Annotated in this window: 20 protein-coding genes; 5 read left to right on the forward strand and 15 right to left on the reverse strand. The window is 44.9% G+C overall.

The features are described 5' to 3' along the window. Nucleotides 1-42 precede the first annotated feature (42 nt). A complete protein-coding gene (locus BC643_RS19765; protein ID WP_120275020.1) occupies nt 43-5,397 on the forward strand; it encodes a tetratricopeptide repeat protein in 5,355 nt (1,784 codons plus the stop codon). Here the strand turns inward: BC643_RS19765 and hydF are convergent. The 9 genes from hydF to BC643_RS19805 form a co-directional block, all read right to left on the reverse strand. Continuing rightward, the gene (hydF, locus tag BC643_RS19770) at nt 5,394-6,632 is read right to left on the reverse strand and encodes a [FeFe] hydrogenase H-cluster maturation GTPase HydF (RefSeq protein ID WP_120275250.1); all 1,239 of its coding nucleotides are present in this window, start codon (nt 6,630-6,632) and stop codon (nt 5,394-5,396) included. The two genes, BC643_RS19765 and hydF, sit on opposite strands and share 4 nt — an antisense overlap. Before the next feature lie 64 nt (nt 6,633-6,696). Further along, the gene (locus BC643_RS19775) at nt 6,697-7,044 is read right to left on the reverse strand and encodes a Rieske (2Fe-2S) protein (protein WP_120275021.1); all 348 of its coding nucleotides are present in this window, start codon (nt 7,042-7,044) and stop codon (nt 6,697-6,699) included. A 224-nt stretch (nt 7,045-7,268) separates the two neighbouring features. Further along, the gene (corA, locus tag BC643_RS19780) at nt 7,269-8,366 is read right to left on the reverse strand and encodes a magnesium/cobalt transporter CorA (protein WP_211338154.1); all 1,098 of its coding nucleotides are present in this window, start codon (nt 8,364-8,366) and stop codon (nt 7,269-7,271) included. A gap of 224 nt (nt 8,367-8,590) precedes the next feature. Beyond that, nucleotides 8,591-8,836 carry a hypothetical protein gene (locus BC643_RS23430; protein ID WP_170154635.1) on the reverse strand — a complete coding sequence of 82 codons (246 nt, stop codon included), beginning with the start codon at nt 8,834-8,836 and terminating at the stop codon, nt 8,591-8,593. 309 nt (nt 8,837-9,145) lie between these two features. Continuing rightward, nucleotides 9,146-9,358, reverse strand: a complete 213-nt coding sequence (locus tag BC643_RS19785; RefSeq protein WP_120275022.1) for a hypothetical protein — start codon at nt 9,356-9,358, stop codon at nt 9,146-9,148. Nucleotides 9,359-9,464: 106 nt separating this feature from the next. After that, nucleotides 9,465-10,871, reverse strand: coding sequence for an aspartate ammonia-lyase (locus BC643_RS19790; RefSeq protein ID WP_120275023.1), 1,407 nt, complete (start codon nt 10,869-10,871; stop codon nt 9,465-9,467). An 80-nt stretch (nt 10,872-10,951) separates the two neighbouring features. Beyond that, a complete protein-coding gene (gene hydG, locus BC643_RS19795; protein WP_120275024.1) occupies nt 10,952-12,343 on the reverse strand; it encodes a [FeFe] hydrogenase H-cluster radical SAM maturase HydG in 1,392 nt (463 codons plus the stop codon). A gap of 11 nt (nt 12,344-12,354) precedes the next feature. Further along, the gene (locus BC643_RS19800) at nt 12,355-12,609 is read right to left on the reverse strand and encodes a TM1266 family iron-only hydrogenase system putative regulator (RefSeq protein WP_120275252.1); all 255 of its coding nucleotides are present in this window, start codon (nt 12,607-12,609) and stop codon (nt 12,355-12,357) included. A 227-nt stretch (nt 12,610-12,836) separates the two neighbouring features. Continuing rightward, on the reverse strand, nt 12,837-13,259 hold the full coding sequence (locus BC643_RS19805) for a DUF1801 domain-containing protein (RefSeq protein ID WP_120275025.1): 423 nt from the start codon (nt 13,257-13,259) through the stop codon (nt 12,837-12,839). 79 nt (nt 13,260-13,338) lie between these two features. Here BC643_RS19805 and hydE point away from each other — a divergent pair, with 79 nt between their 5' ends. After that, nucleotides 13,339-14,421 carry a [FeFe] hydrogenase H-cluster radical SAM maturase HydE gene (gene hydE / locus BC643_RS19810; protein ID WP_120275026.1) on the forward strand — a complete coding sequence of 361 codons (1,083 nt, stop codon included), beginning with the start codon at nt 13,339-13,341 and terminating at the stop codon, nt 14,419-14,421. Nucleotides 14,422-14,462: 41 nt separating this feature from the next. Here hydE and BC643_RS19815 read toward each other — a convergent pair whose 3' ends face one another. The 4 genes from BC643_RS19815 to BC643_RS19830 all read right to left on the reverse strand — a co-directional run bounded on the left by BC643_RS19815 (nt 14,463) and on the right by BC643_RS19830 (nt 18,537). Further along, complete coding sequence (locus BC643_RS19815) at nt 14,463-14,945, reverse strand: methylated-DNA--[protein]-cysteine S-methyltransferase (RefSeq protein ID WP_120275027.1); 483 nt, start codon at nt 14,943-14,945, stop codon at nt 14,463-14,465. Between the two features lie 125 nt (nt 14,946-15,070). After that, on the reverse strand, nt 15,071-16,861 hold the full coding sequence (locus BC643_RS19820) for an NADH-dependent [FeFe] hydrogenase, group A6 (RefSeq protein WP_120275028.1): 1,791 nt from the start codon (nt 16,859-16,861) through the stop codon (nt 15,071-15,073). A 10-nt stretch (nt 16,862-16,871) separates the two neighbouring features. After that, nucleotides 16,872-18,059 (reverse strand): NADH-ubiquinone oxidoreductase-F iron-sulfur binding region domain-containing protein, encoded by a 1,188-nt coding sequence (locus tag BC643_RS19825; RefSeq protein ID WP_120275029.1) that lies wholly within the window; start codon nt 18,057-18,059, stop codon nt 16,872-16,874. Nucleotides 18,060-18,063: 4 nt separating this feature from the next. Then, nucleotides 18,064-18,537: an NADH-quinone oxidoreductase subunit NuoE family protein gene (locus BC643_RS19830; RefSeq protein ID WP_120275030.1), complete on the reverse strand. Its 474-nt coding sequence runs from the start codon at nt 18,535-18,537 to the stop codon at nt 18,064-18,066. 326 nt (nt 18,538-18,863) lie between these two features. Here BC643_RS19830 and BC643_RS19840 point away from each other — a divergent pair, with 326 nt between their 5' ends. The 3 genes from BC643_RS19840 to BC643_RS19850 are packed head-to-tail and all read left to right on the forward strand — an operon-like array spanning nt 18,864 to nt 21,761. Beyond that, the gene (locus BC643_RS19840) at nt 18,864-19,352 is read left to right on the forward strand and encodes a CYTH domain-containing protein (RefSeq protein ID WP_120275032.1); all 489 of its coding nucleotides are present in this window, start codon (nt 18,864-18,866) and stop codon (nt 19,350-19,352) included. A 46-nt stretch (nt 19,353-19,398) separates the two neighbouring features. Continuing rightward, on the forward strand, nt 19,399-21,375 hold the full coding sequence (locus BC643_RS19845) for a DUF3078 domain-containing protein (RefSeq protein ID WP_120275033.1): 1,977 nt from the start codon (nt 19,399-19,401) through the stop codon (nt 21,373-21,375). A gap of 8 nt (nt 21,376-21,383) precedes the next feature. Then, nucleotides 21,384-21,761 (forward strand): SRPBCC domain-containing protein, encoded by a 378-nt coding sequence (locus BC643_RS19850; protein ID WP_120275034.1) that lies wholly within the window; start codon nt 21,384-21,386, stop codon nt 21,759-21,761. Between the two features lie 147 nt (nt 21,762-21,908). On the opposite strand, the gene BC643_RS19855 is transcribed toward BC643_RS19850, so the two are convergent. Together BC643_RS19855 and BC643_RS19860 are read right to left on the reverse strand one after the other, a co-directional pair. Next, nucleotides 21,909-22,811 carry a Cbp1 family collagen-binding glycoprotein adhesin gene (locus BC643_RS19855; RefSeq protein ID WP_120275035.1) on the reverse strand — a complete coding sequence of 301 codons (903 nt, stop codon included), beginning with the start codon at nt 22,809-22,811 and terminating at the stop codon, nt 21,909-21,911. 311 nt (nt 22,812-23,122) lie between these two features. Beyond that, a complete protein-coding gene (locus BC643_RS19860; RefSeq protein WP_120275036.1) occupies nt 23,123-24,481 on the reverse strand; it encodes a sigma-54-dependent transcriptional regulator in 1,359 nt (452 codons plus the stop codon). Nucleotide 24,482 lies beyond the last annotated feature (1 nt).

Below are 24,482 nucleotides of genomic sequence, written 5' to 3' on the forward strand. Positions count from 1 at the left end.
GATCAGTGATTCGCCTTTTATTACGGACTTAAATCTCATTGTATGAATATTTCTGATCTTTTCTCTGCGGGGGGAGTGGAGCAGTTTAAATCGATCGAGGAAAACCTGTTGAACCGGAAGCAGAACGGTAAAATAGCCGGAACACTCGCATTGATTACGGCTATCGGGCAGGCACTGATTCTGTTGTGGCCCATTTTAAAAGAAATTCTCGCGGGTGGTGGAGAGGTCGATCTCAGATCGTATTTTGTCAGCCCTTTCAACTACATTTTGCTGTTGTTCGTTGTCTTTTTTTTGGTTATCTACTTCATTTTTCGCCGGACCAGTTTTTTGTTGAAAGCCACCAAGGAGCCTTTCCGATACACATTTTATGTTGAGGAATTTCAGAAAATTGATACGGTCACCGATGGGTTTGAACTGAAGAAGCTGGATCGGCTGAAGTTACTCAGTCATGACCTCACCGAACTGATCAACAAACGTATTAAACGGTTTTCGATTCTGAAGGACCATCGGGAAAACGACGACAAAACAAAGCAACTGACCGATACCCGAAAGTCGTCGCATGTGCGGATCTTCGGAAGTTACTCGGTGCGGGAAGACAGGGAGAACGGGGATTGGATCATCCACATCATGCCCTATATCCAGATTGGGAATTTAGAGGCGCCGGCGACCCTGGCGCAGTCGGTGCGGTTTTCGTTAACAACCGACGAAACGCCCGACGTGCTCGATGCCCGGGAGTATAACCAGCTGCTGGAGCGCGTGTATTCCCGGGTGACGACGGAAATTTATGCGCGCATCAAGCAGGACATCGACAATAAAATCAAACTTTTTCCGACCTCGTTTTTACAGGAAAATGCTTTGTTTCAGGAAGCACAGGATATGGCAGCATCAAACACGATCAACGCTTTCGACAGCGCGATAGGTCTCTACGAAAAAGCGATGAAGAAAAGCGCTTCGTCATTCCGGATTAATTTCTTTAACCTTCTGTTTAAGATTACTCCCCTGCGAAGTTGGTTGATTCATTTCCTGCACCATTACGCGCGCATTCGCATCGGGCACTCCTTGTGTTTGATTTATAAAAAGCGGATTGCGACGCTTTCCGGACGCTCGTCGAATCCCATTTTCGAGATCCGGCAAAACATGAAACGAGTAGTTAATCTGCTTGAACTCGTCATTTTTACCGTTGCGAAGAATCGGGACAGCCGCGATTTCTCTGATGATCAGAAAACCTTTTTCAACCTGGCTTACCTTTCTTATCCCGCGGATAATTGGTTCCGGAAGTTGTTCTTTAAAACTTCGAAGAAGCAGTTCGACGAAACCCGGGAAATTCTATTCAACGCCTATGTCGTACATGCGTTGTCCGATACTTTATTGAACTCATTTATTGCAGCTCGCGAAAAACTGGACAATGCCCGTTCGCTAGCGCCCGATTTGAGTAACGAGAGTGTGTTGTTTATACTGGCCGAAGGCTATGTTGAGCCCAATATTGATAAAGCGATTCTGCTGTTTCGTCAGGCCAGCGAAAAGGATCCCGCGTTCCAAATTGCGCAATACGACCTGGCATTCTGGAGCGAAATGAGGTTCCGCAAAGAGGGCGCGACCGACAAGGATCGGGCGATGTTGGTTTTGGATGAGTATGACAAGGTGTTGAAAATCAATCCCGGAAATATTGCGGCCCTGGCAGCACAGGGCTATATTTTGTGGGTGCTCAAGGATTTGAATAAGGCGAGGCGAAAGTTTGAGGAAGGCATTGAAGTGAAAGCCTTGGTCAGCGAAACTTTCGTTGGCATTTTGTGGTATGGGCTGGCACGGGTTTATGCTGAAAAAGGCTTCATGACCCGCAGCTACGATTTCTATAGTCAGGCCATCACGTCGAGCCCCAACCTCGGGGCCTATTTTATGTACGACAACTCAGTCATCAACATTTCCTTTTACGAATATATTACGCCTGGTTTGTTGAAGCGCTTTGATGATTACAAAAATGGCTTTGACTTTTTCAGAAAACAGGCGACCAACCATTTGCTGCAGCTGCATGATGATAAAGGCCAATGGCACGAGGCACTGCAGGAAATGAAAACCGATGAACTGACAGCCCAACTTCATCATACGGGCTTGTTTTCGGGGCCCGTGGAAATTACGAAAACGAAGAAATCCGACCAATGGAAAGTTCGATCGAAGAGTGACGATCTGATGCCATTGGCCAAGGAGGAGGAATACCTGCTGACAATGAAAGGCGATTATGTGGTGATTAGTCAGCAAGGCTCGGAAAAGCTGTTCACCCTGGTGTCGAGTTTTGTATTGAATGACATTGGCAATGCGGCTCTCAATTATTTCCGGCGGTACGGTGACCGGACAGAGCTGAATAAGGCGGTCATTTTGTTTGAAGAGGCGATCCAACTGCATGCCGACAATATTTTGGCCAAATACAACAAGTCGCTGGCTCTGCTTTACCAGAAGCCTCTGCTTAGTCAGATCGAACAGGAAGATATTGACTCGGAATACATTCGGGAGTTGCTGGAAATCTCAACGGAAGTAATTGAAAATTACCCGAACTGGATGGAAGGACTCGTATCCTATTTCGAGATTTTAAAACGAACGAGGCAGGATTTGGTCACTGAGCGACAGGGATACCGCGACAAGATCAAGGGCTATAAATCGGTACAGTCCAAGACACCGTTTCAGTTTCAGGCCTCGGGTACTGATAAATTACAGTCTTCGGGCGGCTTATTAAAAGGTTCGCAAAAGACGAATTTACAGCAGCAACAAAATGTTACAGCCGAAAGAAAATCGGAGATGAAACAAAAGCCGGAACTCTCGTACGACGAGTTGATTTCGCGCGAAAGCCAATGTACCCGAATGATGGAGGTTATCGATAAAAAGATTGAAGTGGTGGTATGGAAGACCATAGAGTCCACCAGCTACGATGCACTTTACGATGGCTTGAGGTTGGGGGATTTTAGTTCGGCTGCAATTCAGAATCTGCTGGCGAAGGATATTCAATGGGGCAAGCTAAACGAAATGGATGCCCGCTCGTTGAAATTGTACACCACGGCCTGCCAGTATTTCAACACTGAATTTAAGAAGGAGGAATACGGTGCCATCAATTCGTTGTTCAATCATTTGTTGGATTACTATTACCCCGAGGATTTTGATATTTTCCTGTTGAAACGCGATTTGTTGTATAGTATTGCGGATTCGAAAAAACACGAAGCGGAGTTGTACCAACTATTGAGTGCAAATGGGAACTTTGCTTTGGGGTTGGCTGACGAACTGAAGCAGAATCAAATTCCGGATGAACTGGAAAAAATGATGCGGCGTTTGGGCATGGCGGTAGAAAAAGATCACGACTGTGTCGTGGATAAGTCGGAGAATGACGACTGTGTATTTACGATTAATTGTAAAAACCGCTACGACCTGAGCCGACGACGCTTTATGGTTCAGCAGCGAGGAAAAGCGAGTTTATTGTTCGAGTCGGTGATCGATCATTGCGACGTTGTTCTTAAATCGTTTACCTTGTTTTCCTTGGCTCAGGACAAGATTAATTTCGAGTATCTGAATTATTACGCCCGTTATTATTTGTCGAAAGATGCCTATATCAATTGTTTGAGACAAGCATTGAGTACCGGTGTTAGTTTGGAAGTGCTCGATTTACTGGCTAATGAAGAGCTGAAATCGGCAGAGCTTATTCGGTTTGTTAATGCGATTGAGGTGGAGAATTACAGTGACGATCGCAAGCCGGCAATCGCGAAAATTTACAATCGACTCGGGATAATTCTGTATGATGAAGCCAAGATTACGGATGCCATTCCATATTACCAAAAGGCAATTGAGCTGGATCCGCAAAAGCCAATTTACCAGAATAACCTGGGGCTCATGTACTCGAAAATGGAGCCAGCAGATCACAAGATGGCTTTGAAGTATTATGAGATGGCAATTGAAACCCGCAAGAGCGAGCAGGACGATGAATATTCAATGGAGTTTTATTTTGAAGGATGGACCGAGTCGCTTTTTCACACGAATAAACTGGCGCAGCTTGAGCCCGGCTTGGCAGAAGCTTCGCCTTTTTTAAGCGACGAGCTGGCGGTCGCCAAACTTTTCAACCGCATCGGTAATCTTATTTTCCGCGAGTCTGATCCAAACGGAGCGATACCATACTACGATCTGGCGATCTCTGTCTATCCCAATTGGCCGATTTTTCATGCCAACCTGGGACTCATGTATGCCGGCCTTACGCCGCCGGATTGCGAATCGTCGATTGAAAATTATCGGGAGGCGATTCAGTTGAGGAAACTGATCGAGAAGGATGATTACGATCTGGCATATTATTACGAGTCTCTGGCCGAGTCGATGTTTAAGTGCGGGCGGATGGACGCCTTTATAAACGAGTTGGAAGCGGAGTCGCCGGGATGGCTGCCGAACGCGGAAAAGGCCAATATTCATAACCGTATCGGGAACCTTTACTATAACGAAAACCGGGTGCAGGAGGCCATTGACTTTTACAGAAGAGCGATTGAGCTCAATCCTAGTCGTCCTATTTTCTATGCAAACCTGGGATTGATGTATTCGAGTTCGAATCCGCCGGAATATGAACGGGCGGCTCAGCAATATCAGCAAGCGGTAGAGGTTCGGAAAAAATTGGAAACGGATGATTTTAGCTTGAATTACTTTTACGAATATTTGGCCGACAGTTCATTCCGTTGCGGAAGGATGGATGAGTTTGTGGGTCAATTTGAACATGAAGAAACAACCGCGTTTACTGCCGATGAAAAAGCCAGTGTGTGCAATCAGGTTGGTAATCTTTACTACCAGAGCAACGATTTTGAGACCGCTGGCCGCTGGTACGACAAAGCGATCGGCCTTTTCCCGACTCGACCTATTTTCTGGGCTAACCGGGGATTAGTATTTCAAAGTCTGGATCCGCCAAATTATTCTGAATCGTTTAAATTTTACGGTGAAGCTGCCAGGTTGAGGCGCCAGATTGATAAGGATGAGTACTCGCTGGCCTATTACATGGGCTACTGGGCGGATAGTGCCCAACGGTGCGGGAAACTGAGCGAATTCTTTCTGGAGTTTGATGCCAATGAAGTCAGTCAAAATGAAACGCAGGAATTGGCAACTTTTTACAACCTGCTGGGTAATTTGTTGTTCCGGGATTTACGGGTAGCTGATGCCATCCCATATTATCAGGAAGCGATTCAACTGGCACCCAACCGACCTATTTTCTACGCGAATTTGGGATTGATGTACAGTTCGTTGCGACGACCTAATTTCGATGCGGCTCTCTTTAATTATGAAACTGCACTCGAAATCCGAAAAGGCTTGGAGTCGGATGAATTTGACCTGTCCTACTACGAAAATGAGCTTGAAATTTTAAAAGAACGAATGGCCGCGGCTAACTAGCGTTGGACCGGGTTCAGGCTTTCTCGGTAAACTTCCAGTGCTGCAGGGAATGGCTGCAAGGCACGTTCAAAAATACCGAGCGAGTAGGCAATTGTCAATCCGTAATTGGTAATCGGGATGTTCAACTGGCGGGCTTTCATGATGCGCGAAAGCATCTCGCGGCGGTTCCACATGCAGGCTCCGCAGTGGATAATTAGTTTGTAGTCGGCAATGTTTTCCGGAAAATCACGTCCCCGCACATTGTCGAATTGCAATTTCCCGCCCACGTATTGAGTCAGCCACCGCGGAATTTTCACTGTGCCAATATCTTCTCCAATTGGGTGGTGCGAGCATGCTTCGGCAATCAGCACTTTATCGCCAGCTTTCAGGCTGTCAATAGCTGTCGCTCCCCGAACCATTTCTGCCAAATCTCCCTGATGACGGGCAAACAGGATGGAAAAGCTGGTCAGCGGTATATTGGGTGGTGTGTCGGCTGCGACTTTCAAAAAAGCCTGGCTGTCGGTAACAACTAGTTTTGGGGGCGTGTTTAATCGGTTGAGGCCCTCCCGCAGTTCGCGTTCTTTCACCACCATGCAAAATGAATCGCCGTCCAAAAGATCCCGAATACTTTGCACTTGCGGAAGAATCAGGCGTCCTTTCGGAGCTTCTTTGTCAATTGGAACAACCAGGATGGCCATTTCGCCGGGGCCAACCAAATCGCTGACAATAGCTGGTCGGTTGATAAAATCATCGGGCGCGGATTTTAAGATGGCCTCGCGCAGGTCGGAAATGCCTTGGCCTGTTGCTGCTGATGTTTCCACACATTTCAGCTTTTCGCCGGCCAAACTATTGACCATGCACGACCGCGAAGGGTACAGATCGGTTTTGTTGAAGACGATCAAAACCGGAATTTCTCGTTCGCGGAACTGGTCAATCAGTTTTTCTTCAAAGCTTCCCCAAACCTCAGCGTTTGAAACCACAATCGCCAGATCGGTGCGGTCGATCACGGCCATGGTTTTCCGGATACGTTGCTCGCCCAAAGCGCCTTCGTCGTCAACCCCAGCCGTATCGATAAACAGCACCGGGCCGAGCGGAAGCAGTTCCATCGGTTTTTCAACAGGGTCGGTTGTTGTTCCGGCAATATCCGAAACAATTGAAACTTCCTGGTTAGTCAACGCATTCAACAGGGACGACTTTCCGACATTACGTTGGCCGAATAAACCAATATGCAGACGAAAGGATTTGGGTGACTTCATGCGGATAATTTTGTTGCGAAAATACAAAGCTTTTCGCATGGAATCAATTTAAGTAGGCCGATATCTAAAGTTGGACAACGATCATCCCGTTTTCAATATGTAAGGGATAGGTTTTCAGCGGGCCAAACGGAAGATTGTCAACATCAATTTGCTCCAGCAAATCCTCATCGACCCGGTCGAGTCGAATTGAACCGTTTTTCAGGTCGAAACAAGCGCCGTGGTTCGAACAGGTCAGCGTTCCGTCTTCTACTCGCCCGCTAATCAGTCGGGTTTTCGCATGGGGACAGATATTGTCCACTGCAAAGTATTCACCATCTGCATGAATCAATAATATCTCCAGGCCTTCAATTTCAAAAACCTTTTTCCCGGGTTCATTGAATTCTTCGACAGAACACAAGCTTTCATTTTTCATTCTATGAGTTTAAGTTGCCGTTCGGCTGTTGTCAATTAGTATTGGATCCCAAATGCAAATATGTCTGCATTGGATTGGGCTGTAAGTTAGATGTATTCTCGCGTGGATGTGTTTTCAGTCCCGAATGCTTGACGATATCGTAACTTTCGGTTTTTAAGTCAATCGCAAATTATAGAATGAAAAGCCAGGTTTAGTGGAAATAAATTAGAAGGATGGACCAAGCTTTAAAACCACTTTTTCCTTTTGAAAAATATCAACATCCCGATTGCAACAGCTATCATCACAATCCACATGATGAAGTAGCTGTATTTGTAACCAAGTTCAGGCACGTATTCAAAGTTGGTTCCATAAATCCCGGCAATAAAAGTCAGTGGGATGAAAATGACTGAGAATACAGTCAGGAATTTCATGATGTCATTCAGTTTGCTACTGATGGTTGTATGGTAGATATTTAGTTGGTCAGACAAGATATCCCGATAACCATCGGACACATCGCTGGCCTGGCTGATATTGTCCTGCAATTCTTTAAAGTGCACATCCGTGGCTTCAGTTATCAATTCGGAATCCATTTTGGCGAGCGAAAAAATCATCTCTTTTGCGGGCTTGATGCTTTTCCTTAAGAAGTTTAATTCACGTTTGTAACTGTTTATTTGGTTGATAACATCCTTTCCCGGATTGACTAACAAGTTCTCTTCCAGCTTTTCCACTTTTTCGCCCAGTAGGCTTAGCACGTATAAATAGTTGTCGATCACGATGTCGAGTAGCGCAAAGGTCAGGTAATCAGTGCCACCATTGCGGATTCGTTTTTTCTGTTTCCGGATGCGTTCGCGAACAGGTTCAAAAATGTCTCCGCGGCGTTCCTGGAAGGAGATCAGGACTGATTCTGTTAGGATTAAACTCAGGTTTTCCACAATTGTATCGCCCGAGTTTCCCTCCTGACTCAACATTTTGATGGTAATCAGTGCGCAATTGTCGTATTCAATCACTCGGGGACGGGCATCCGTATTCATCACTTCTGCCATGACCATCGAATCAAAATTGAAGGTTGTTGCAAGCTCTTGCATGATCTCTGTATTGTGCAGCCCATCAATATTGATCCAGGTGACCGTGTCTTTGTATTGAAATTCAACAATATCCTTTACTTTCTTGACAACTTCTTCGATCAGCGAATTGGCGTCAAAATCAATAATCCGTAGCAGTACTTTTTCAGTTTTTTTTGTACCCCGAAAAATCAACTCATCCGGAGAAAGCCCTATTTCGTGTTTTTTCTTTTTGATCAGTTTTGCCATTTTGCGATTGCTTGTATCTGTAAATTTATTCATCTACCAGCTAAATTTTTGATTTTAAGTCGGATTTCTCTTTCTAACACGAAATTTTCAGAGATGTTTAATTTGGAGATTTCGAGCCAGACTGTTTTTCATTTGGCTAAACAGGCCATGGTATTGAGGAGTTGTTGATTGGATGTCTTCCGGACTTTAATGTGTTTCGGGAATTTGCATAAAAAAAAGCCGGACTTCCGGCTTTTCTTTGTCGCGGTGTTATTCCGCTATTTTTTTTCTTTTACTTCTGGTTTTTGTTCTGCTTTCTTGGCATCAGTTGCTTTGGTTTTTGTTTTTTCAGCCTCTTTGTCTTCTTTCTTTTTCTTTTTGGCTTCTTTCTTTTCTTCTTTTTTGTCTTTCTTATCCGTTTGTTCTGTTTTTGGTTTCGTGTTATCCTGGCCGCTTAACGTTGCAGCAAATGTTGAACCACTGGCCATAATAAAAATCGCTAGGATGAAAATCAACCTTTTCATATGTATAAAATTTGAAATTTGTAATACGGCAAAATTATAGGAGATCTTGATAAATTATTCCGGATGTGGTGGTCTTTTAATAGGGATTAGGAATAACTTAATATTGTTAAAAAGTGTTGATTTTGAGTATTATATGGGAGTTGTATCGAGGGTGAAAGTAGGGATGAAAAGGGAGTTTTAATGAATTATAGTTGACTGTTTCTTGTAAGATTCAATAGTCTAGGGTTATAAGAAATATTTTTATGTTATTTTAATAGCGCATAAAAAAAGCCGGAAATTCCGGCTTCTTTTATCTGAACGGAGGAATTATTATTCCTTCTCTGTTTTTTCAGTTTTTTCAGCTTTCTCTGCTTTTTTGTCGCAGCTTTTTGATTTTTCACAGCATGATTTTTTCTCGCTGCAGCAACCTTCTTTTTTCTCTGCTTTTTCTGTCTTTGGTTTTTCGTCAGTTGTTTGAACAGGGGCAGCGAAAGTAACTCCACAAGCAAAGACGATCGCCATCATGAATACCAATTTTTTCATTTCATTCAATTTTAGGATTTATAACTTCGACAATTTATTGAGAATTATTCTAAATAGAAATAGCGTTAACAAAATTTTAGAGATTTTCGGTAAAAATAGGATGGTTCTAAAAGCCTAATTTATTGACTGCTTCAGGACAGATTAATTGCTCAAAGGCTTGCTCATCCATTAGGTGTTGCTGCAAAACGAGTTCCCGTATCGATAAATTTTGTTTAGTTGCTTGCTCTGCGATAGCAGAGCATTTTTCGTAGCCCAAACTGGGAATGAGAGCAGTAATAGCAGCTGTTGAATTGAGAACCTGCTTCCGGCACTTTTCACGGTTTGCAGTTATTCCGGTTACGCATTTAAGGCGAAGCATTGAGGCTGCTTTTAGCAGAAGTTGTAAACTGCAGAGCAGTGAATCAGCGACAACAGGCATAAACTGGTTTAGTTCCAGGTTGCCATTCATACAAGCTTGGGTGAGCAGTTGGTCGTTTGCGATTACCTGCATGGCAGCCTGAGCAACACTTTCCGGAATAACCGGGTTGATTTTTCCCGGCATAATGGATGATCCCGCTTGCATGGCAGGCAAGTTGATTTCACCCAAACCGCCGTCAGGGCCGCTTGAAAGCAAACGCAAGTCATTCGATACCTTGAACAGGTTGGAGGCACAGGCTTTCAAAATCCCGGATACTTCGACAAACACATCTGTGTTTTGTGTGCATTCCATCAGGTTTTCGGCCCGAGCCAGTGAAGTGTTCGTCAATTCGCGCAGGCGATCGGTTGCCCGGAAAATAAATTGACGCGGTGCACCCAGTCCGCTACCAATGGCAGTTCCTCCCAGGTTGACCACACGCAGTCGTTCCTCGCATTTATAAATCCGCCAGCGATCACGGTTAAAGGCTTCTGCGTAGGCTGCCATTTCCCGGCCCAGCGTTGTGAGCACGGCATCCTGTAGTTGAGTGCGCCCTATTTTGACGACATCGGCAAATTCTTTTTCTTTTTGCTGAAAGTCTTCCTGCAATTCCAGAACAGCCTGCTCCAGATTTCGCAGTTCCAATATCGCAGCCAGTTTCAAGGCAGTCGGGTAGGTGTCGTTGGTCGACTGGTGCAGGTTTATATCATCCAGCGGCGAAATAATCTCGTAGCTGCCCAAGGCTTTACCCAGGATTTGGAGCGCCCGGTTGGCAATTACCTCATTGACATTCATATTGGTTGAGGTGCCGGCTCCGCCCTGTAACGCGTCAACTTTGATCCATTCGTTTAAACTTCCCTCTGCCAATTCACGACAAGCTTGTTCGATCGCATCGGCTTTTGCCGATTCCGGAAAGTAACCCAGTTCGCGGTTGATTTGGGTGCAAGCGAGTTTCACCCAACCGTAAGCTTTTACCAAAGCCGGGTTTAACGAGCGTCCGCTTAATTGAAAGTTTTCAAGCGCCCGCGCCGTGTGAATGCCGTAAAGAGCATCTGCCGGGATTTCCAGTTCGCCCAGAAAATCGTGTTCGGTTCGGGTGAGGGGAGTTTGAAGTTTCATGTTTTTAAGTTCCAAATTCCAAGTTTCTAGTTTTGAGTTTCAAGTTCCGGCAACCAGTAACCAGTAACCGGCAACCAGAACTAGCAATAAACATCGGATTGTCCGTTGTTCACACGGTCGACGAGTTTACGAGCCCGTTCTGCCGGAAGTCCTTCCAGCTCAGCAATGGTACGTTCCACCAGTTCGACACCAATTTTATAGGTTTCCGGCGATGCGTAATGGTTGAGGTACTCCATAAAACTACTCAATGCGTTCGGTCCACAGTGTGCTTTGATGGCTCCGGGTTTGGCCAGGTCCATAAAATCCTGGCCGGTGCGTCCCAAACGATAACAGCCGGTGCAGAAGGAGGGGACGTAGCCCATTTGGGCCACATCGCGAATAACTTCGTCCATCGGGCGGTGATCGCCTAAGCTGAATTGGCCGGAAATATCGTCTTCTTCTTCGTAACCGCCCGGATTGGTGCGGCTTCCCGCTGAAATTTGAGAAACCCCCAAAGCAAAGGTGTCACGGCGCATTTGCCCACTTTCACGGGTGGACATGATGATGCCGGTGTAAGGAACGGCGCAGCGTAAAATAGCCACGATCCGGCGGAAATTATCATCGGAAACTGGTGAAGGCGGAGCGATCGACATATCAGAACCGGTAGCTGGTTCCATTCGTGGCACGCTGATCGTGTGAGGTCCAACGCCGAAAACATTTTCCAGTTCCTTGATGTGTTGCATCATCGCCAGCATCTCGTAGCGGTAGTCGTTCAATCCGAATAAAACGCCAATACCAACATCGTCGATACCCGCTTCCATGGCCCGGTGCATTGCGCTCACACGCCAGTCGTAGTCCATTTTTTTACCGCCAACATGCACCGTTTTATAAGTGTCGCGGTGGTAGGTTTCCTGGAACAGCTGGTAGGTCCCGATCTTTTCAGCCTTTAACGCTTTAAATTCGTCCAAAGTCAGCGGAGCCACATTCACATTCACGCGGCGGATGTTGTCGTCGTTGAAGTTTGCTTCATAAACTGAACGAACCGAATCGAGCACATATTGAAAACCTTGCTTTGGATAACTTTCTCCGGCTACCAGCAGTACCCGTTTGTGTCCTTGCTTAATCAAAGCCTCGGTTTCGCGTTTAATCTCTTGCTGGTTCAGTGCACGCCGAACAATAGCCTTATTCTTTACCCGGAAGGCACAGTAGGTACATTCGTTGGCGCAGAGGTTTGTGATGTAAAGCGGGGCGAACATCACCAGACGTTTGCCGTAGATGGTGTCTTTGATGTGGTTCGCAGTTTCGAACAGTTCTGCAAGCTGTTTGGGCTCGCTGATTCCCATCAAAACAGCAACATCTTCCAGTGAGAGTCCTTTCATCTCGCGTGCTTTTGCCAGCACTTCCTGTATTTGAGCGACATCCGGTTTTGCGTATTTCTCGAGAATGTCGTTTATGATTTGATCGTTGATGAAGGTATTTTGTGACGCAGTCATAGTGAATTGATTTACTTTTTGGATAATGCTGATTTGACCTGAACACCGGGAATAGACCCCAGGCGGCCGGTTAATTTTCCGAGCTCATCGGTGGAGCTGTCGACAACTAAAGTGATGACGGAATTTTCGCCTTTGATGTGAGGAATGCCTGTTCTGGCCAGGATGATCGCGGCATTTTGAGACAGGATTTCGTTGACCTTCGGAGCAGAGTGCTCGCGGTCTTCCAAAATAATTCCCACAAAACCCAACCTTTTTTCGGTGTTCATGATCTTTGGTTTTTGCGGGAAGCGGAAAAGCATAAATCTGCCGAAATTTGACAAACTCAGTATCAATCACTAATCAATTTCAACGCTTTCCCTTGAAGTCAGTCTGGTGACCTTCCCGCAGGTTGCGCGACAAAATTACAATTCTTTTGAGTGGAGCGGCTATTTTTTTAATGAAAAATGCGAGGTGAGTGAAAATTTAAGCTCTGTAAATCAGATGAATATGTCCGTTATTTCGGTTTTGATTCGAGTATCTTCAGTGCCTTCACAATCATCTCTTCCAAAACACTTGTATCGATGTCGGCCAGTTTGTTGAAATACAGGCAAGCTTTACCGGTTTTGTGTTTACCGAGTCGTTCCAGTTCGTCGGAAAGATCATTTGCTGCGTCGCAACTCATGAGGTAAACCGAGAAATTTTGTTTGCGCGGTGAAAAGCCAATCTGAAACCAGTTGCCTTCGCGACCGCTGGCATATTTGTAATGGTAAGTTCCAAAGCCAACAATACTTTCTCCCCACATGGTCGGTTCCAGGCCGCTGAGGCGTTTCATCATTTCCAGCAATTTGAAGCTGTCGTCTCGTTTTTTGGTAGGTTCTACTTTCTGTAAAAATGCTTCCACCGATTGATCATTTGCTTTGGTTTTCAATTCAGCCATTCGTTTTCTTTTCTGAAACAAGCTGTATGGGAACAAGTTTACGTTCTCTATAACATCTCTAATTGATTATCTTCGCAGCGTGAAAAAGTTTGAAGACATTTTAGCGCAGAACGACTTTAGTCGCGACGATTTGGTTCGCCTGTTGGAGGCGGAAGGTGCAGAACGAACGGCTTTGTTCTCGGCTGCAGCTGCCCGAAAGGAAGCAGTGGTAGGGAAGAAAGTGTATTTTCGCGGCTTGGTCGAGTTTTCAAATGAGTGCTCGAAAGACTGTCTGTATTGCGGAATCCGGCACAGCAACAGCAAAGTAGTGCGCTACGAAGCCGCGGACGAAGATATTTTGGCAGCCTGCCGTTTTGCCTGGGAGAATAAATTCGGATCGGTAGTGCTGCAATCGGGTGAATTGTCTTCTACAAATTTCATTAACCGCGTCGATTATTTGGTGAAGCAAATCAAAGCTTTGTCGAATGGCGGTTTGGGAATTACGCTGTCGTGCGGCGAGCAAACTCGCGAAACCTACGAGCGCTGGTTCGAAAGTGGCGCCCACCGATATTTGCTCCGTATTGAAAGCTCAACTCGGGAATTGTATCAGAAGATTCACCCGAACAACGATCACCATTCGTTTGAAAAAAGACTGGAATGCCTGCGCTTGTTGAAGGAATGTGGCTACCAGGTTGGCACAGGTGTAATGATTGGTCTGCCATTTCAAACTACGGAAAACCTTGCAGACGACTTACTGTTTCTGAAAAGCATTGATGTTGATATGGTTGGGATGGGGCCGTACATTGAGCATGAAGATACTCCGCTGTACGAGTTTCGCCACCTGATAAAAAGTAAACAAGAGCGTTTTGATTTGGCTCTGCGCATGGTTGCCACGCTGCGGCTTTTGATGCCTGATATTAATATTGCCGCCGCTACAGCTTTGCAGGCAATTGATCCGGCGGGGCGCGAGAAAGCAGTGAAAATTGGAGCCAACATTATTATGCCCAACCTGACGCCGAGTGCTTTCCGCAAAGACTATCAACTTTACGAGGATAAACCCTGTTTGGACGAAGATGCCGATCAGTGCCGAAATTGCCTGGAAGCCCGGATTGAATTGGCCGGGAGTGAGATTGGCTATGGCGAATGGGGCGACTCAAAACACTTTGAACGCCGAAAGATCTAATCTTCCCGTTCCGAATGCGGTTAATTCATTCCTTTAGGTCTCTACCAAAGCGTTTCAGGATCAGGTTTATTGGAAAGCTCGTGTTGCAGCAACCATTTTTTACGCCACAGACCGCCGGCGTAACCTACCAACTTGTTATTGGCGCCAATTACCCGGTGGCAGGGTATGATAATCGCGATCGGATTTTTTGAGTTTGCTCCGCCAACGGCCCGAACCAGATTTTTGTCCCCCAATATTAGCGATAGTTCGCTGTAACTGGTTAAATGTCCGTAGGGGATGTGTTCCAGTTCCTGCCATACTTTTTGTTGAAAATCGGTACCCGAAGGATGCAACGGTAATTCGAACTCGAAACGAGTGCCGGCAAAATAATCATCCAGCTGTTCAGTTATCATTTTTTGAAGGTCCGGGTTGAAATGATCTGTTGTGTATTCCTTATCACAAAACAGGACAGAACTGATTTGGTCGTCCTTGGTTTCAATACACAGGGGACCTATTGGGGAGTAGTATGTGAATCGTTCTTCCATGGTGTTAATGTTTGGATGATCCAAAATTAACGAATGCGTAACATTTGATCCCCATAAAATGAGTCAAAAATCGATTAAAACTGAATAAAATTTCAGCATTATTCGCTTTTCAGGATACCATTGGGTCAATACCGGCTTCGGGCGACGTAGCTCGTATGCAGCAAATGATGCGATAATTCGCCTAAAGGCTCGCCCAAAAAGTCCTCGTAGATTTTCAATACCTCGGGATTTTCGTGCGATTTTCGAATAGCCATGCTTTCATCCTCTGCATAAATGGCTTCCGTTCTTCGTTTTCTAATTTCGGGATTGGTCGGAATCGGTTGTCCGCCTCCACCCAAGCAGCCTCCGGGGCAAGCCATGATTTCTACAAAATGGTAGGGGCTTGCTCCCGTTTGCACCTGATCCATGATGGTTTTTGCATTGATCAGCCCATGTGCAACGGCGCATTTTAATTCCACTCCATCCAAAAATGCCCAGTCGCGTTGCGGGTTTTCAATTTTGATGCTGGCTTCGCGCAGTCCTTCTATTCCTCTAACCGGCTTGATGTTGAGGTGTTCGAAAGGAACTTCGCGCCCGGTAACCAATTCGTAAGCCGTACGAAGAGCAGCTTCCATCACCCCGCCTGTTGCGCCGAAAATAACTGCTGCGCCGGTTGACTCGCCCATCAATCGGTCGAATTTGGAGTCGGGTAGTTTTTTGAAGTCAATGCCTGCCTGTTTGATCATGATCGCGAGTTCCCTTGTCGTTAAAACATAGTCGACGTCGGTATAGCCGCTTGCGTGCATCTCTGGTCGGGCAGCTTCAAATTTTTTCGCGGTGCAAGGCATAATTGAAACCGAGATGATTTTGTCGGGCTGCAGGTTTCGGGCTTTCGCGTAGTAGGTTTTTACCAATGCGCCAAACATTTGTTGCGGCGATTTGCAGGTCGAGAGATTCCCGAGGCATTCGGGGTACATGTGTTCGATGTATTTAATCCAACCTGGAGAACAGGATGTCGCCATTGGTAATTTAACAGATTCGTCTTTTTCATGGATTTTTTTCTTCAGGCGTTGCAACAGTTCGGTTCCTTCTTCAATAATGGTGAGGTCGGCGGTGAAATCAGTATCCAAAACAGAATTGAATCCCAGTCGTTTGAGTGCTTCGACCATTTTGCCGGTTACCCTTGTGCCGGTTGGTAAACCAAGTTCTTCACCCAGACCGACACGAACCGCCGGTGCTGTTTGAACAACGACATGGAGATCGGGATTCGAAAGTGCGTCCCAAACTTCTTCAATGTAGTTGCGCTCGACCAAGGCGCCGGTGGGACAGTGGATGATGCATTGCCCGCAATTGGTGCAAACCACATCGGTGATGGCTTTTTCAAAGAAGGTGGTGATTTTCATTTTATCACCTTTGTAGGCAACCGTAAGGGCATTCACGCCTTGCAACCCGGCGCAGGTTCGGACACAACGCTGGCAGCGAATGCACTTGCTGTCATCCTTTAAAATTGAAGGAGAAAACTGATCGATGGTGTACTTGTTGTTTTTGACCAGCGGGATAAAATCCTGGGTCATAATTTTATATTCCGAAGCCAGCTTCTGCAATTCACAATTGCCGTTTTTGTAGCACGTTGTGCATTCGGCCCGGTGTTCCGATAGTAGTAGCTCGATAATGTGTTTTCGTGAATTTCTGACATTCAGACTATTGGTTCGGATTTCCATGCCTTCCTCGCACGGTGTGGCACATGCCGCCGCAAGTCGCTTTTGCCCAGTCAGTTCAACGACGCAAACCCTGCAATTCCCTGCGATGCACAAATCTTTGTGGTAGCAAAGTGTTGGGATGATGATCCCGGCTTGGTCGGCAGCTTCAAGAATTGTCAATCCGGATTGCACATCCATGGAAATTCCGTTTATGCTGATGTTTATTTTTGAATTCATAAGCTTGGGTTTAGTAGATCATTTCTTCTCTGAAATTTTCAACTATTGACGAAAAAGAGTTGGCCACGGATTGGCCCAATCCGCACTTGGCCGTCAGTTTCATCGTTTCCGTTAATTTGAGGAGTTTATCGAGGTAGCTTGTGGGTTTCTCGCCTCTTTTTACTGCTTTGATACCGTTGTACAATTGCTGGCACCCAACGCGGCAGGGCGTGCACTGGCCGCAACTTTCCTCACGGAAGAATTCCAGGTAGTTGTCGAGCACGTTGTACATGGAGCGCGAACTATTGAACAGCATCATCGATCCGCCGGTGGGCAGCGAAATTCCGGAGAGTTTTCCTTTGTAGCCTATGGCTGTTTCCTGAAATTTTTTGCGAGGTACCAGGAACCCCGAGGCACCGCCAACCTGTACGGCTTTAGTATCGCCATCCCCAAATTCGTTCACGAAATCCTGCAGGCTCATTCCCAGCTCGAGCTCGTAAATTCCGGGGATTGGAGTGTCACCCGAAACCGAAAATAACTTCGATCCGCGCGAATATTGCACGCCAAGGTCGTAGAATTTTTTAGCGCCGTACTTAAAAATTGTGAAAGTGTGGGCAAGCGTTTCTACGTTGTTGATAACACTGGGGCTTTGTTTGAACCCGACACTGGTAGGGTAGGGCGGCTTGTTGCGGGGCTCGCCTCTTTTCCCCTCCATCGATTCAAAAAGGGCTGTTTCCTCGCCGCAGATGTAAGCGCCACTTCCCAGGCAAAGCTTGATTCGAAAATCGTGCTTTACTTCGTTGCAGAAATATTCGAACTCTTTAATCGCTTTTCTCAGTTCGGGAACAAGGTATTTGTATTCGCCGCGCAGGTAAATGTAACCGACCTTTGCTCCAATTACATAGGCACAGACCGCCATTGAGGTTAAAACTTTGTAAGGAACGAGGGTGAGAATTTCGCGATCTTTAAAAGTTCCCGGTTCTCCTTCGTCGGCATTGCAAATCACAAATTTTTCGTCCGCCGGTGCTTCTGCCGTCAGCTTCCATTTCAAACCGGTTGGAAAGCCGGCACCGCCGCGACCTTTCAATTCTGAGCTCATCAGTTCGTTAATGATTTCGTTAGGGGGGAGTTTGAGGGTTCTGTCCAGTATTTTCTCCCAGTCGTTTTCATTTTTAAAAATGAAATCGGCCCGTTTCAGCAAATAGGTATCGAAAGCCATGGCGTTAGTTTTGGGTTGGTTGAATGTATTGTTTCAATATTTCGCGGACTTTTTCAGGAGTCAGCTCGGTGTAAACATCGTTGTTTATGAGCATGGCCGGGGCTTTGTGACACCATCCAAGACAGTTGGTTTGCAACAGGGAAAATTTGCCATCGGGAGTGGATTCCCCCAGGCTGATCTTCAGCATCTCTTCGATGGCTTCTAAAATTTGATTTTTGCCTTTCATGGAGCAGGTAATCGTCTTGCAAACACGGATCGTGTAAACACCCATTTTTCGATGTTCGAGGAAAGAGTAAAAAGTCGCTGTTCCGTAAACTTCGGCCGATGGAAGCTCCAGTTCACGGGCAATCTCAATCATGGCGTATTCCGAAAGGTATTTTTCCTTTTCGACTACGCCTTGAAGGATTGGCAACAGATTTTCGCGCTTTCGGCCGTGCGTTTCGGCCAGACTTTTAATCAGATCCTGTACTGGATTCATATTTGGTTGATTTCGTTTTTCTGAAGAAGTTAATGAAGAAGTCTTGAAGCACGACCTTGGCAGTCAGGTTCTTTTACGGAGTAGTTGGATCCCGTTCGGGGAGAGAGCAACAGATCAGTTGTATAAAATTAAAGAACATAAGTTTGATAAAATGACGATTTTTGTCATATCGTTATGCATTAGCACTGTTATTCAGCATGCTGTTAAAAACGGACAAACAGGTCTGAAAGAATTAAGGATGGCTTAATCTTCGATTTTCTTTGCTTTAAAAAATTGCTATTCAGGCGAGTCTGTTATTTTTGTGATGAATTTGAAAAAAAGGGAAAATGGCTACTGAAATTGAACGCAAGTTTTTAGTCAGCGAGGGGTTTACACCTAATGGCGAAAAGCAAATCCGGATGACACAAGGTTATTTGTGTGCGGATCCGGAAAGAACTGTACGGATTCGGATTGCGGGAGAGAAAGCCTTTTTTACGGTGAAAGGGAAAATGAAGGGAATCAGCCGACCCGAGTTTGAATACGAGATTCCCCCGACTGACGCAGACGAAATGTTAAAACTGGCGGTTTATCCGGTAATTGACAAAGTACGACATATTATCTACGCGTTTGGTAAAAAATGGGAGGTCGACGTGTTTGAAGGGGCAAATGCTGGCTTGATTATTGCTGAAGTTGAACTTTCTGATGCTGACGAAAACATAGATTTGCCAGCATGGGCTGCTAAGGAAGTCTCCGGTGATATGCGTTACCACAATTCATGTCTTGCGCGCGATCCGTATCGGAATTGGAAAGATCAATCCGTTGAGCCAGAGAATTAATAGAGCCTGTGAAACTATTTAAAAGCCAAATAAACAATTGAAAATTATGAAACACAGATTTATTCTGTTTGGAATTCTTGTTGTAATAGCTGTCCAAAATGTTTATGCCATTAACGGAGTTAAGCGAGAAGAAAACGAAGAGAAGCAAGATTCTGTAAAAGCAAGTATCGATTACCTCAATTATTTTTTAAACCGCCGAGGAAACTGGTATCCCCAAAGTCGAGACGCAGAACAAAGAATGCGTGGCCTGATTCATTATTTGCAGGATGAAAAGCTTGATAGCTTGGTTAAGCGCCTGGATGATTACCGGGTTTCAGGCGAGCGGTTTTTCTACCGAACTCCGGATAATGTTGAAGATAGTTTGAAAGTTACCGGCTACACCCCTTATCCGCAGGTACAGGAACAATTGAAGCGAATCGACCGATCTGTTCGCAGTAGTATTGTGAAGGAGCAAATACCTGTTCCGGAGCAATTACTGGAAAATATTGATGAACGGGCGCATACCTTATCGCAGGATGATGCTTACCAATTGCTGGGTACTGCTTACGTGAGTATTCCGGATAGTTTGGTTAGTTTTGGCGCGTTACCCGACTCGGTGATGACCAATCCGGATGACTTTAAGAGGTTGCAGCGTATGGATAGTACCAAACGTGCTATACTGGAAGAAGCCCGGCAACAGTACAATACCCAAGTGATTAAAAATTTTGTTGATTCGGTGAGTGAGTCGTACCGAACCGAATACATAAAACAGTATTCATTGAAAGCCCAACGCGAATATTCCGACTCGATTCGCTATCGAAATTACCGGGTGTTGACAGCTTACAATGAAAGTGTTATTCAAGCTGTGAATGATTCGGTCAGCAGTAGTCTGCGCATTCTCACCAATTATGTGAATGCAGAGCAAATTGGATTTTGGTTTCACAACTCGGCCCAAGATTCGATCCAGGTATTTTTAAGCAATTCACAACCGGGCCAATCGCGAATCTTTGTGAAAAATGAGCAAAATGACTCCTTAGGTATCCGAGTGCAGGGCGTTGATCGGAATAGTGTTCGTTTGCTAATTGACGATGGTGTAACATTCACGCGTTTTTCTCAACGTCAGAAAAAAGACATTTCTTTTGAGCCGATGAAAATACCTTCATCGCTGGAGAAAGTGGACAAACGTTTTAATGTTATTACACCGTGGACTCTTGCCGGAACTTTTAATGCCGGTATCACCCAAACATCCTATACCAACTGGTCGGCGGGGGGAACAAGTTCGATGTCGGGCTTAATGGTTTTTAAAGGATCGGCCAACTATTCATCAAGCAAAACAAGCTGGGAGAACTCAGTTGAAATCCGAAGCGGTTGGTTGAAACCCTCAGATGACGGCTTGGAAAAGAACGATGACAAGTTTGAATTCATAACCCGGTACGGTATCCAGGCTTACAAAAAGTGGTACTATTCAGCCGAGATCGATTTCGAAACCCAGTTTTTTAAAGGTTTCGATTATCCGGACAGGGAAACCACGATCTCCGGATTTTTGGCACCAGCTAAAACGTCCTACAAAATCGGTATGGATTATAAACCGAATAGCAATATGTCGCTGTTGATTTCTCCGCTTACCGCCAAGAGTGTCTTTGTTCGCGATACGGCCAATATTGACCAAACTACATTTGGTGTGAGTGAGAATAAAAGAAGCTACTGGAAGACCGGTTTAAACGCTGACTTAACTTATAAAAAGCAGTTTACATCGGATATTACCTGGCAAACGACTTATAAGATGTTCATCAGTTACAAAGCACCTTTTTCAAAATTTGACGTAGACTGGCAGAACACGTTGACCTTTCAATTAAGTAACTACTTTAATATGCAGGCGCTCTTTCACGTAGTTTACGACGATGATGTTACCTTTGCTACCGATAAGGTCGACGTCAACGGTGATACCATTTACAAACCGAAATGGCAGATTAAAGAATTTATCACCCTGGGTTTCACCTATAAATTGAATAAACCGATTTACAAACGGGAACGCGTCAAGTAATTCAAACTATGAAAGAATTTAAAAAATATTTTCAACTGGCAGCTGAGCCACACGACGTATACAATGCCCTGACGAACAAAGTCATGATTGAGATTTGGACGGGCGAAGATGCCGAAATGGAAGAGGTGCCGGGAACCGAATTTTCGATGTGGGACGGAAGCATCTGCGGGAAAAATATTGAATTTGTGAAGGATCACAAGATCGTTCAGGAATGGTATTTTGGTGAAGATGAAAATTCGTTGGTAACGATTAAGCTGCACGCTCACAAAGGTGGCACAAGCATGGAAGTAAAGCAAACAAACATTCCCGACGAGGCATTTGACAATATTGCTGAAGGCTGGGATGAAGATTATTTTTTAGCGCTGAATCAGCTTTTCGAAGAATAGTTTACAACGATTTTGTTGAATTACAGATAAAAAGAAGAAGCCGTCCTGGAATCAGTGACGGCTTCTGACTTGTTTAACGCAATTATTCGAGGTAAGGGATTTCTTTAATTTCTTTTCGAACTCGAATTAGTCTTCAGAAGGCTTTGGTTATTTTACTTCTATAACTGCGTATTTTGAAATTTTCCAGAACTCTTGTGGGTTGTCGATTTGCAGGTAAGCAATCTGACCTTCTTCTTCAACCAGTGAGTAAGAGTCTGATGGGTGTTCCGAAATTACCTCAGCTTTCTTTGTATGCAGCGGGATAATTTTCGTGTCGCGGATGTCAAGGCTTGTGAAGTAGTCCTCGTCAAGGTTGTTGTTAACTACTTTGTTTGATCCGATTCCCAGGAAACCACCTTCTTTATCTAATAGTCCTTTGTCTCTCAGTTCTTTGTATGTGCCGTAAGCAACGTGGCCGGTGTTCAACTCATTGGTTCTCTCAACCAATCTTCCCGATTCACGGCTCAGCGAGTCGTTTTGAACAGTCATAGCTGCGTTCAGTTCATTCACTTTTGTTTCGAACTCAGCAATTTGGAAATCTTTCTGTTCTACCAGTTGTTGCAGTTCAGCGATTTGGCTGTTTTGGCTGTTAATGCTTTCATTCAGCGCTGCAATTCGGCGTTCGAACGCGTGTAAGTTTATTCCCGACTTTTTCAATTTAGCTTCCAGCTCTTCGATTTTTTTGCTGCTTTCGTCCAGCATCGTGTTCATCAGAGCAATGTCAGAAACTAATTCTTCTTTTTGATTTTTAACACCTTCGCCGGTTTCAATTGAAAGTTGACTTCTTTTCTCTTTCACGAATGTCAGGTTCTTTTCAATTTCTGCAAATGTGTTTTCCATGTCGTTGAGCACCGAGTCTTTCATCTGCATTTGTTGGAAAAGATCAGACTTTTCACTTGCCAATGATTTCAGTTGAGCTTCTTTCTGTGTGTAAACATACACACCTCCAATTACTGCAACTACTACAATTACGGCCGCAATAATTATTGTACTAATTTGTTTTTTGTTCATAGTATAAATCCTCCATAAACTGGTTTATTCTTTTTTCATTTTTTCACTCCGCTTACTAAGCTTTCGCTTTCGCAATCGGTATATATATGCCAATCCATGTGCCAAAATGAGGTAGTTGTCCTAAGGTGTTGAAAGACAGTGGTTAGTATGCTTGTTGAATTTCGAAACTACTATCAAATTGATAAAAAGATCAAAATGAAACGAAGAAATGAGAACGCAGATGAAGGAGAGTAGGTTATAAAGCAAAAAAGCAAGAAGGAATGACTTGCATTGCTTCTTGCTTTTTGATCGCAGTTGGCGTCGTATTTTATTTAGGGTGTAACTTTGTCTTCTTTTAGCATTCTGTAAATTGTAGCAACCCCAATGTCGAGCTTGTCAGCCACGAGTTTGGTGTTGTTATCGTATTTCGCCAGAAATGTTTTAACAATTTTAATGTCGTATTCCCGAAGAGTCATTTCCTGCGCTGTGATATCGGCCATTGCATCGTGTCCGCCACCAAATACGATATGGTCGGCCGTGATTTCGGCTTGGTCACAGAGTGTAACAGCCAACTCCATAATCGATTTTAACTCGCGGATGTTGCCGGGAAAAGCGTATGACAACAATTTTGCAGACGCTTCGGAACTAAGGCTTCTGACTTCCATCTGGTTTTCGCTGCAGAATTGTTGGATAAAGTGTTTGGCTAAAATCACTACATCGTTTCCACGTGCGCGCAATGGGGGGAGTTCGATCGGAAGTCCATAGAGACGATAATAAAGATCCTGGCGGAAATTGCCGTTTTTGACTTCTTCCAATAAATTTTTATTGGTGGCAATAATAATCCGGCAGTCTGTTTTTACCGGCGCGTTACTTCCCACGCGGATCACTTCTTTTTCCTGCAATGCTCTCAGTAACTTAGCCTGAAGAGAAATGTCCATTTCAGCCATTTCATCCAGGAATAACGTTCCTCCGTTGGCTTCTTCAAACTTCCCGATCCGGCGGAAGTTGGCCCCGGTAAATGCACCTTTTTCGTGCCCGAACAATTCGCTCTCAATCAAATCTTTCGGGATCGCTGCCACATTCACCGCTACGAAAGGTTTTTTGGAACGGTTTGAATTGTAATGAATCGCCTTGGCAACTAACTCTTTTCCTGTTCCGGTTTCTCCGGTTACCGTCACTGTAATGTTTGTGCGCGTGGCTTTATCAATTAATTCGAAGATGTGCTGAGCAGCCGGGCTGTTGCCGATAATCGTATTTTGGTAGCTGTATTTTTGCTTCACTTCTTTCCGGAGACTCACAATTTCCTTTTTCAGGTTATTGCGGTTGCGGATATTGGTGATGGTATTCAGCAAACGTTCCTTGATATCGCGCGATTTCACAATGTAGTCGTAAGCGCCTTCTTTCAACAATTCAACGACTGTAGCAATATCGTCCTGTTCCGAAATCAGGATAACCTGAATGTCGTCGTTTACTTCCTTGATTTGTTTCAAAACCTCCAAACCTTTCATGTCGGGCAAACGGTAATCCAACGTAACAACGTCGGGTTGTTCGCTTAACTTCGACAAACATTCTTTGCCTGTTCCAAAGGCGTGGATTTCGTAGTCCGGATTTAAAGAAAGGTTGTGTACCAGCAGCCGGCGGTACCATTCGTCGTCTTCTACAACGAAAATTTTAAATGCTTTTTCAGCCATA

The organism is Mangrovibacterium diazotrophicum (genome assembly GCF_003610535.1).
In the GTDB taxonomy this organism is placed as follows: domain Bacteria; phylum Bacteroidota; class Bacteroidia; order Bacteroidales; family Prolixibacteraceae; genus Mangrovibacterium; species Mangrovibacterium diazotrophicum.

Bases quoted from the DNA above. Each gene is read 5' to 3' on its own strand.
- BC643_RS19815 (WP_120275027.1), bottom strand. From the start codon at position 14,945: ATGGAAGAACGATTCACATACTACTCCCCAATAGGTCCCCTGTGTATT.
- hydF (WP_120275250.1), bottom strand. From the start codon at position 6,632: ATGAAGTCACCCAAATCCTTTCGTCTGCATATTGGTTTATTCGGCCAA.
- BC643_RS19850 (WP_120275034.1), top strand. From the start codon at position 21,384: ATGAAAGAATTTAAAAAATATTTTCAACTGGCAGCTGAGCCACACGAC.
- BC643_RS19845 (WP_120275033.1), top strand. From the start codon at position 19,399: ATGAAACACAGATTTATTCTGTTTGGAATTCTTGTTGTAATAGCTGTC.
- hydG (WP_120275024.1), bottom strand. From the start codon at position 12,343: ATGACTGCGTCACAAAATACCTTCATCAACGATCAAATCATAAACGAC.
- BC643_RS19860 (WP_120275036.1), bottom strand. From the start codon at position 24,481: ATGGCTGAAAAAGCATTTAAAATTTTCGTTGTAGAAGACGACGAATGG.
- BC643_RS19800 (WP_120275252.1), bottom strand. From the start codon at position 12,609: ATGAACACCGAAAAAAGGTTGGGTTTTGTGGGAATTATTTTGGAAGAC.
- BC643_RS23430 (WP_170154635.1), bottom strand. From the start codon at position 8,836: ATGAAAAGGTTGATTTTCATCCTAGCGATTTTTATTATGGCCAGTGGT.
- BC643_RS19765 (WP_120275020.1), top strand. From the start codon at position 43: ATGAATATTTCTGATCTTTTCTCTGCGGGGGGAGTGGAGCAGTTTAAA.
- BC643_RS19805 (WP_120275025.1), bottom strand. From the start codon at position 13,259: ATGGCTGAATTGAAAACCAAAGCAAATGATCAATCGGTGGAAGCATTT.
- BC643_RS19790 (WP_120275023.1), bottom strand. From the start codon at position 10,871: ATGAAACTTCAAACTCCCCTCACCCGAACCGAACACGATTTTCTGGGC.
- BC643_RS19830 (WP_120275030.1), bottom strand. From the start codon at position 18,537: ATGAATCCAGTACAGGATCTGATTAAAAGTCTGGCCGAAACGCACGGC.
- BC643_RS19820 (WP_120275028.1), bottom strand. From the start codon at position 16,861: ATGAATTCAAAAATAAACATCAGCATAAACGGAATTTCCATGGATGTG.
- BC643_RS19840 (WP_120275032.1), top strand. From the start codon at position 18,864: ATGGCTACTGAAATTGAACGCAAGTTTTTAGTCAGCGAGGGGTTTACA.
- BC643_RS19775 (WP_120275021.1), bottom strand. From the start codon at position 7,044: ATGAAAAATGAAAGCTTGTGTTCTGTCGAAGAATTCAATGAACCCGGG.
- BC643_RS19825 (WP_120275029.1), bottom strand. From the start codon at position 18,059: ATGGCTTTCGATACCTATTTGCTGAAACGGGCCGATTTCATTTTTAAA.
- BC643_RS19855 (WP_120275035.1), bottom strand. From the start codon at position 22,811: ATGAACAAAAAACAAATTAGTACAATAATTATTGCGGCCGTAATTGTA.
- corA (WP_211338154.1), bottom strand. From the start codon at position 8,366: ATGAATAAATTTACAGATACAAGCAATCGCAAAATGGCAAAACTGATC.
- BC643_RS19785 (WP_120275022.1), bottom strand. From the start codon at position 9,358: ATGAAAAAATTGGTATTCATGATGGCGATCGTCTTTGCTTGTGGAGTT.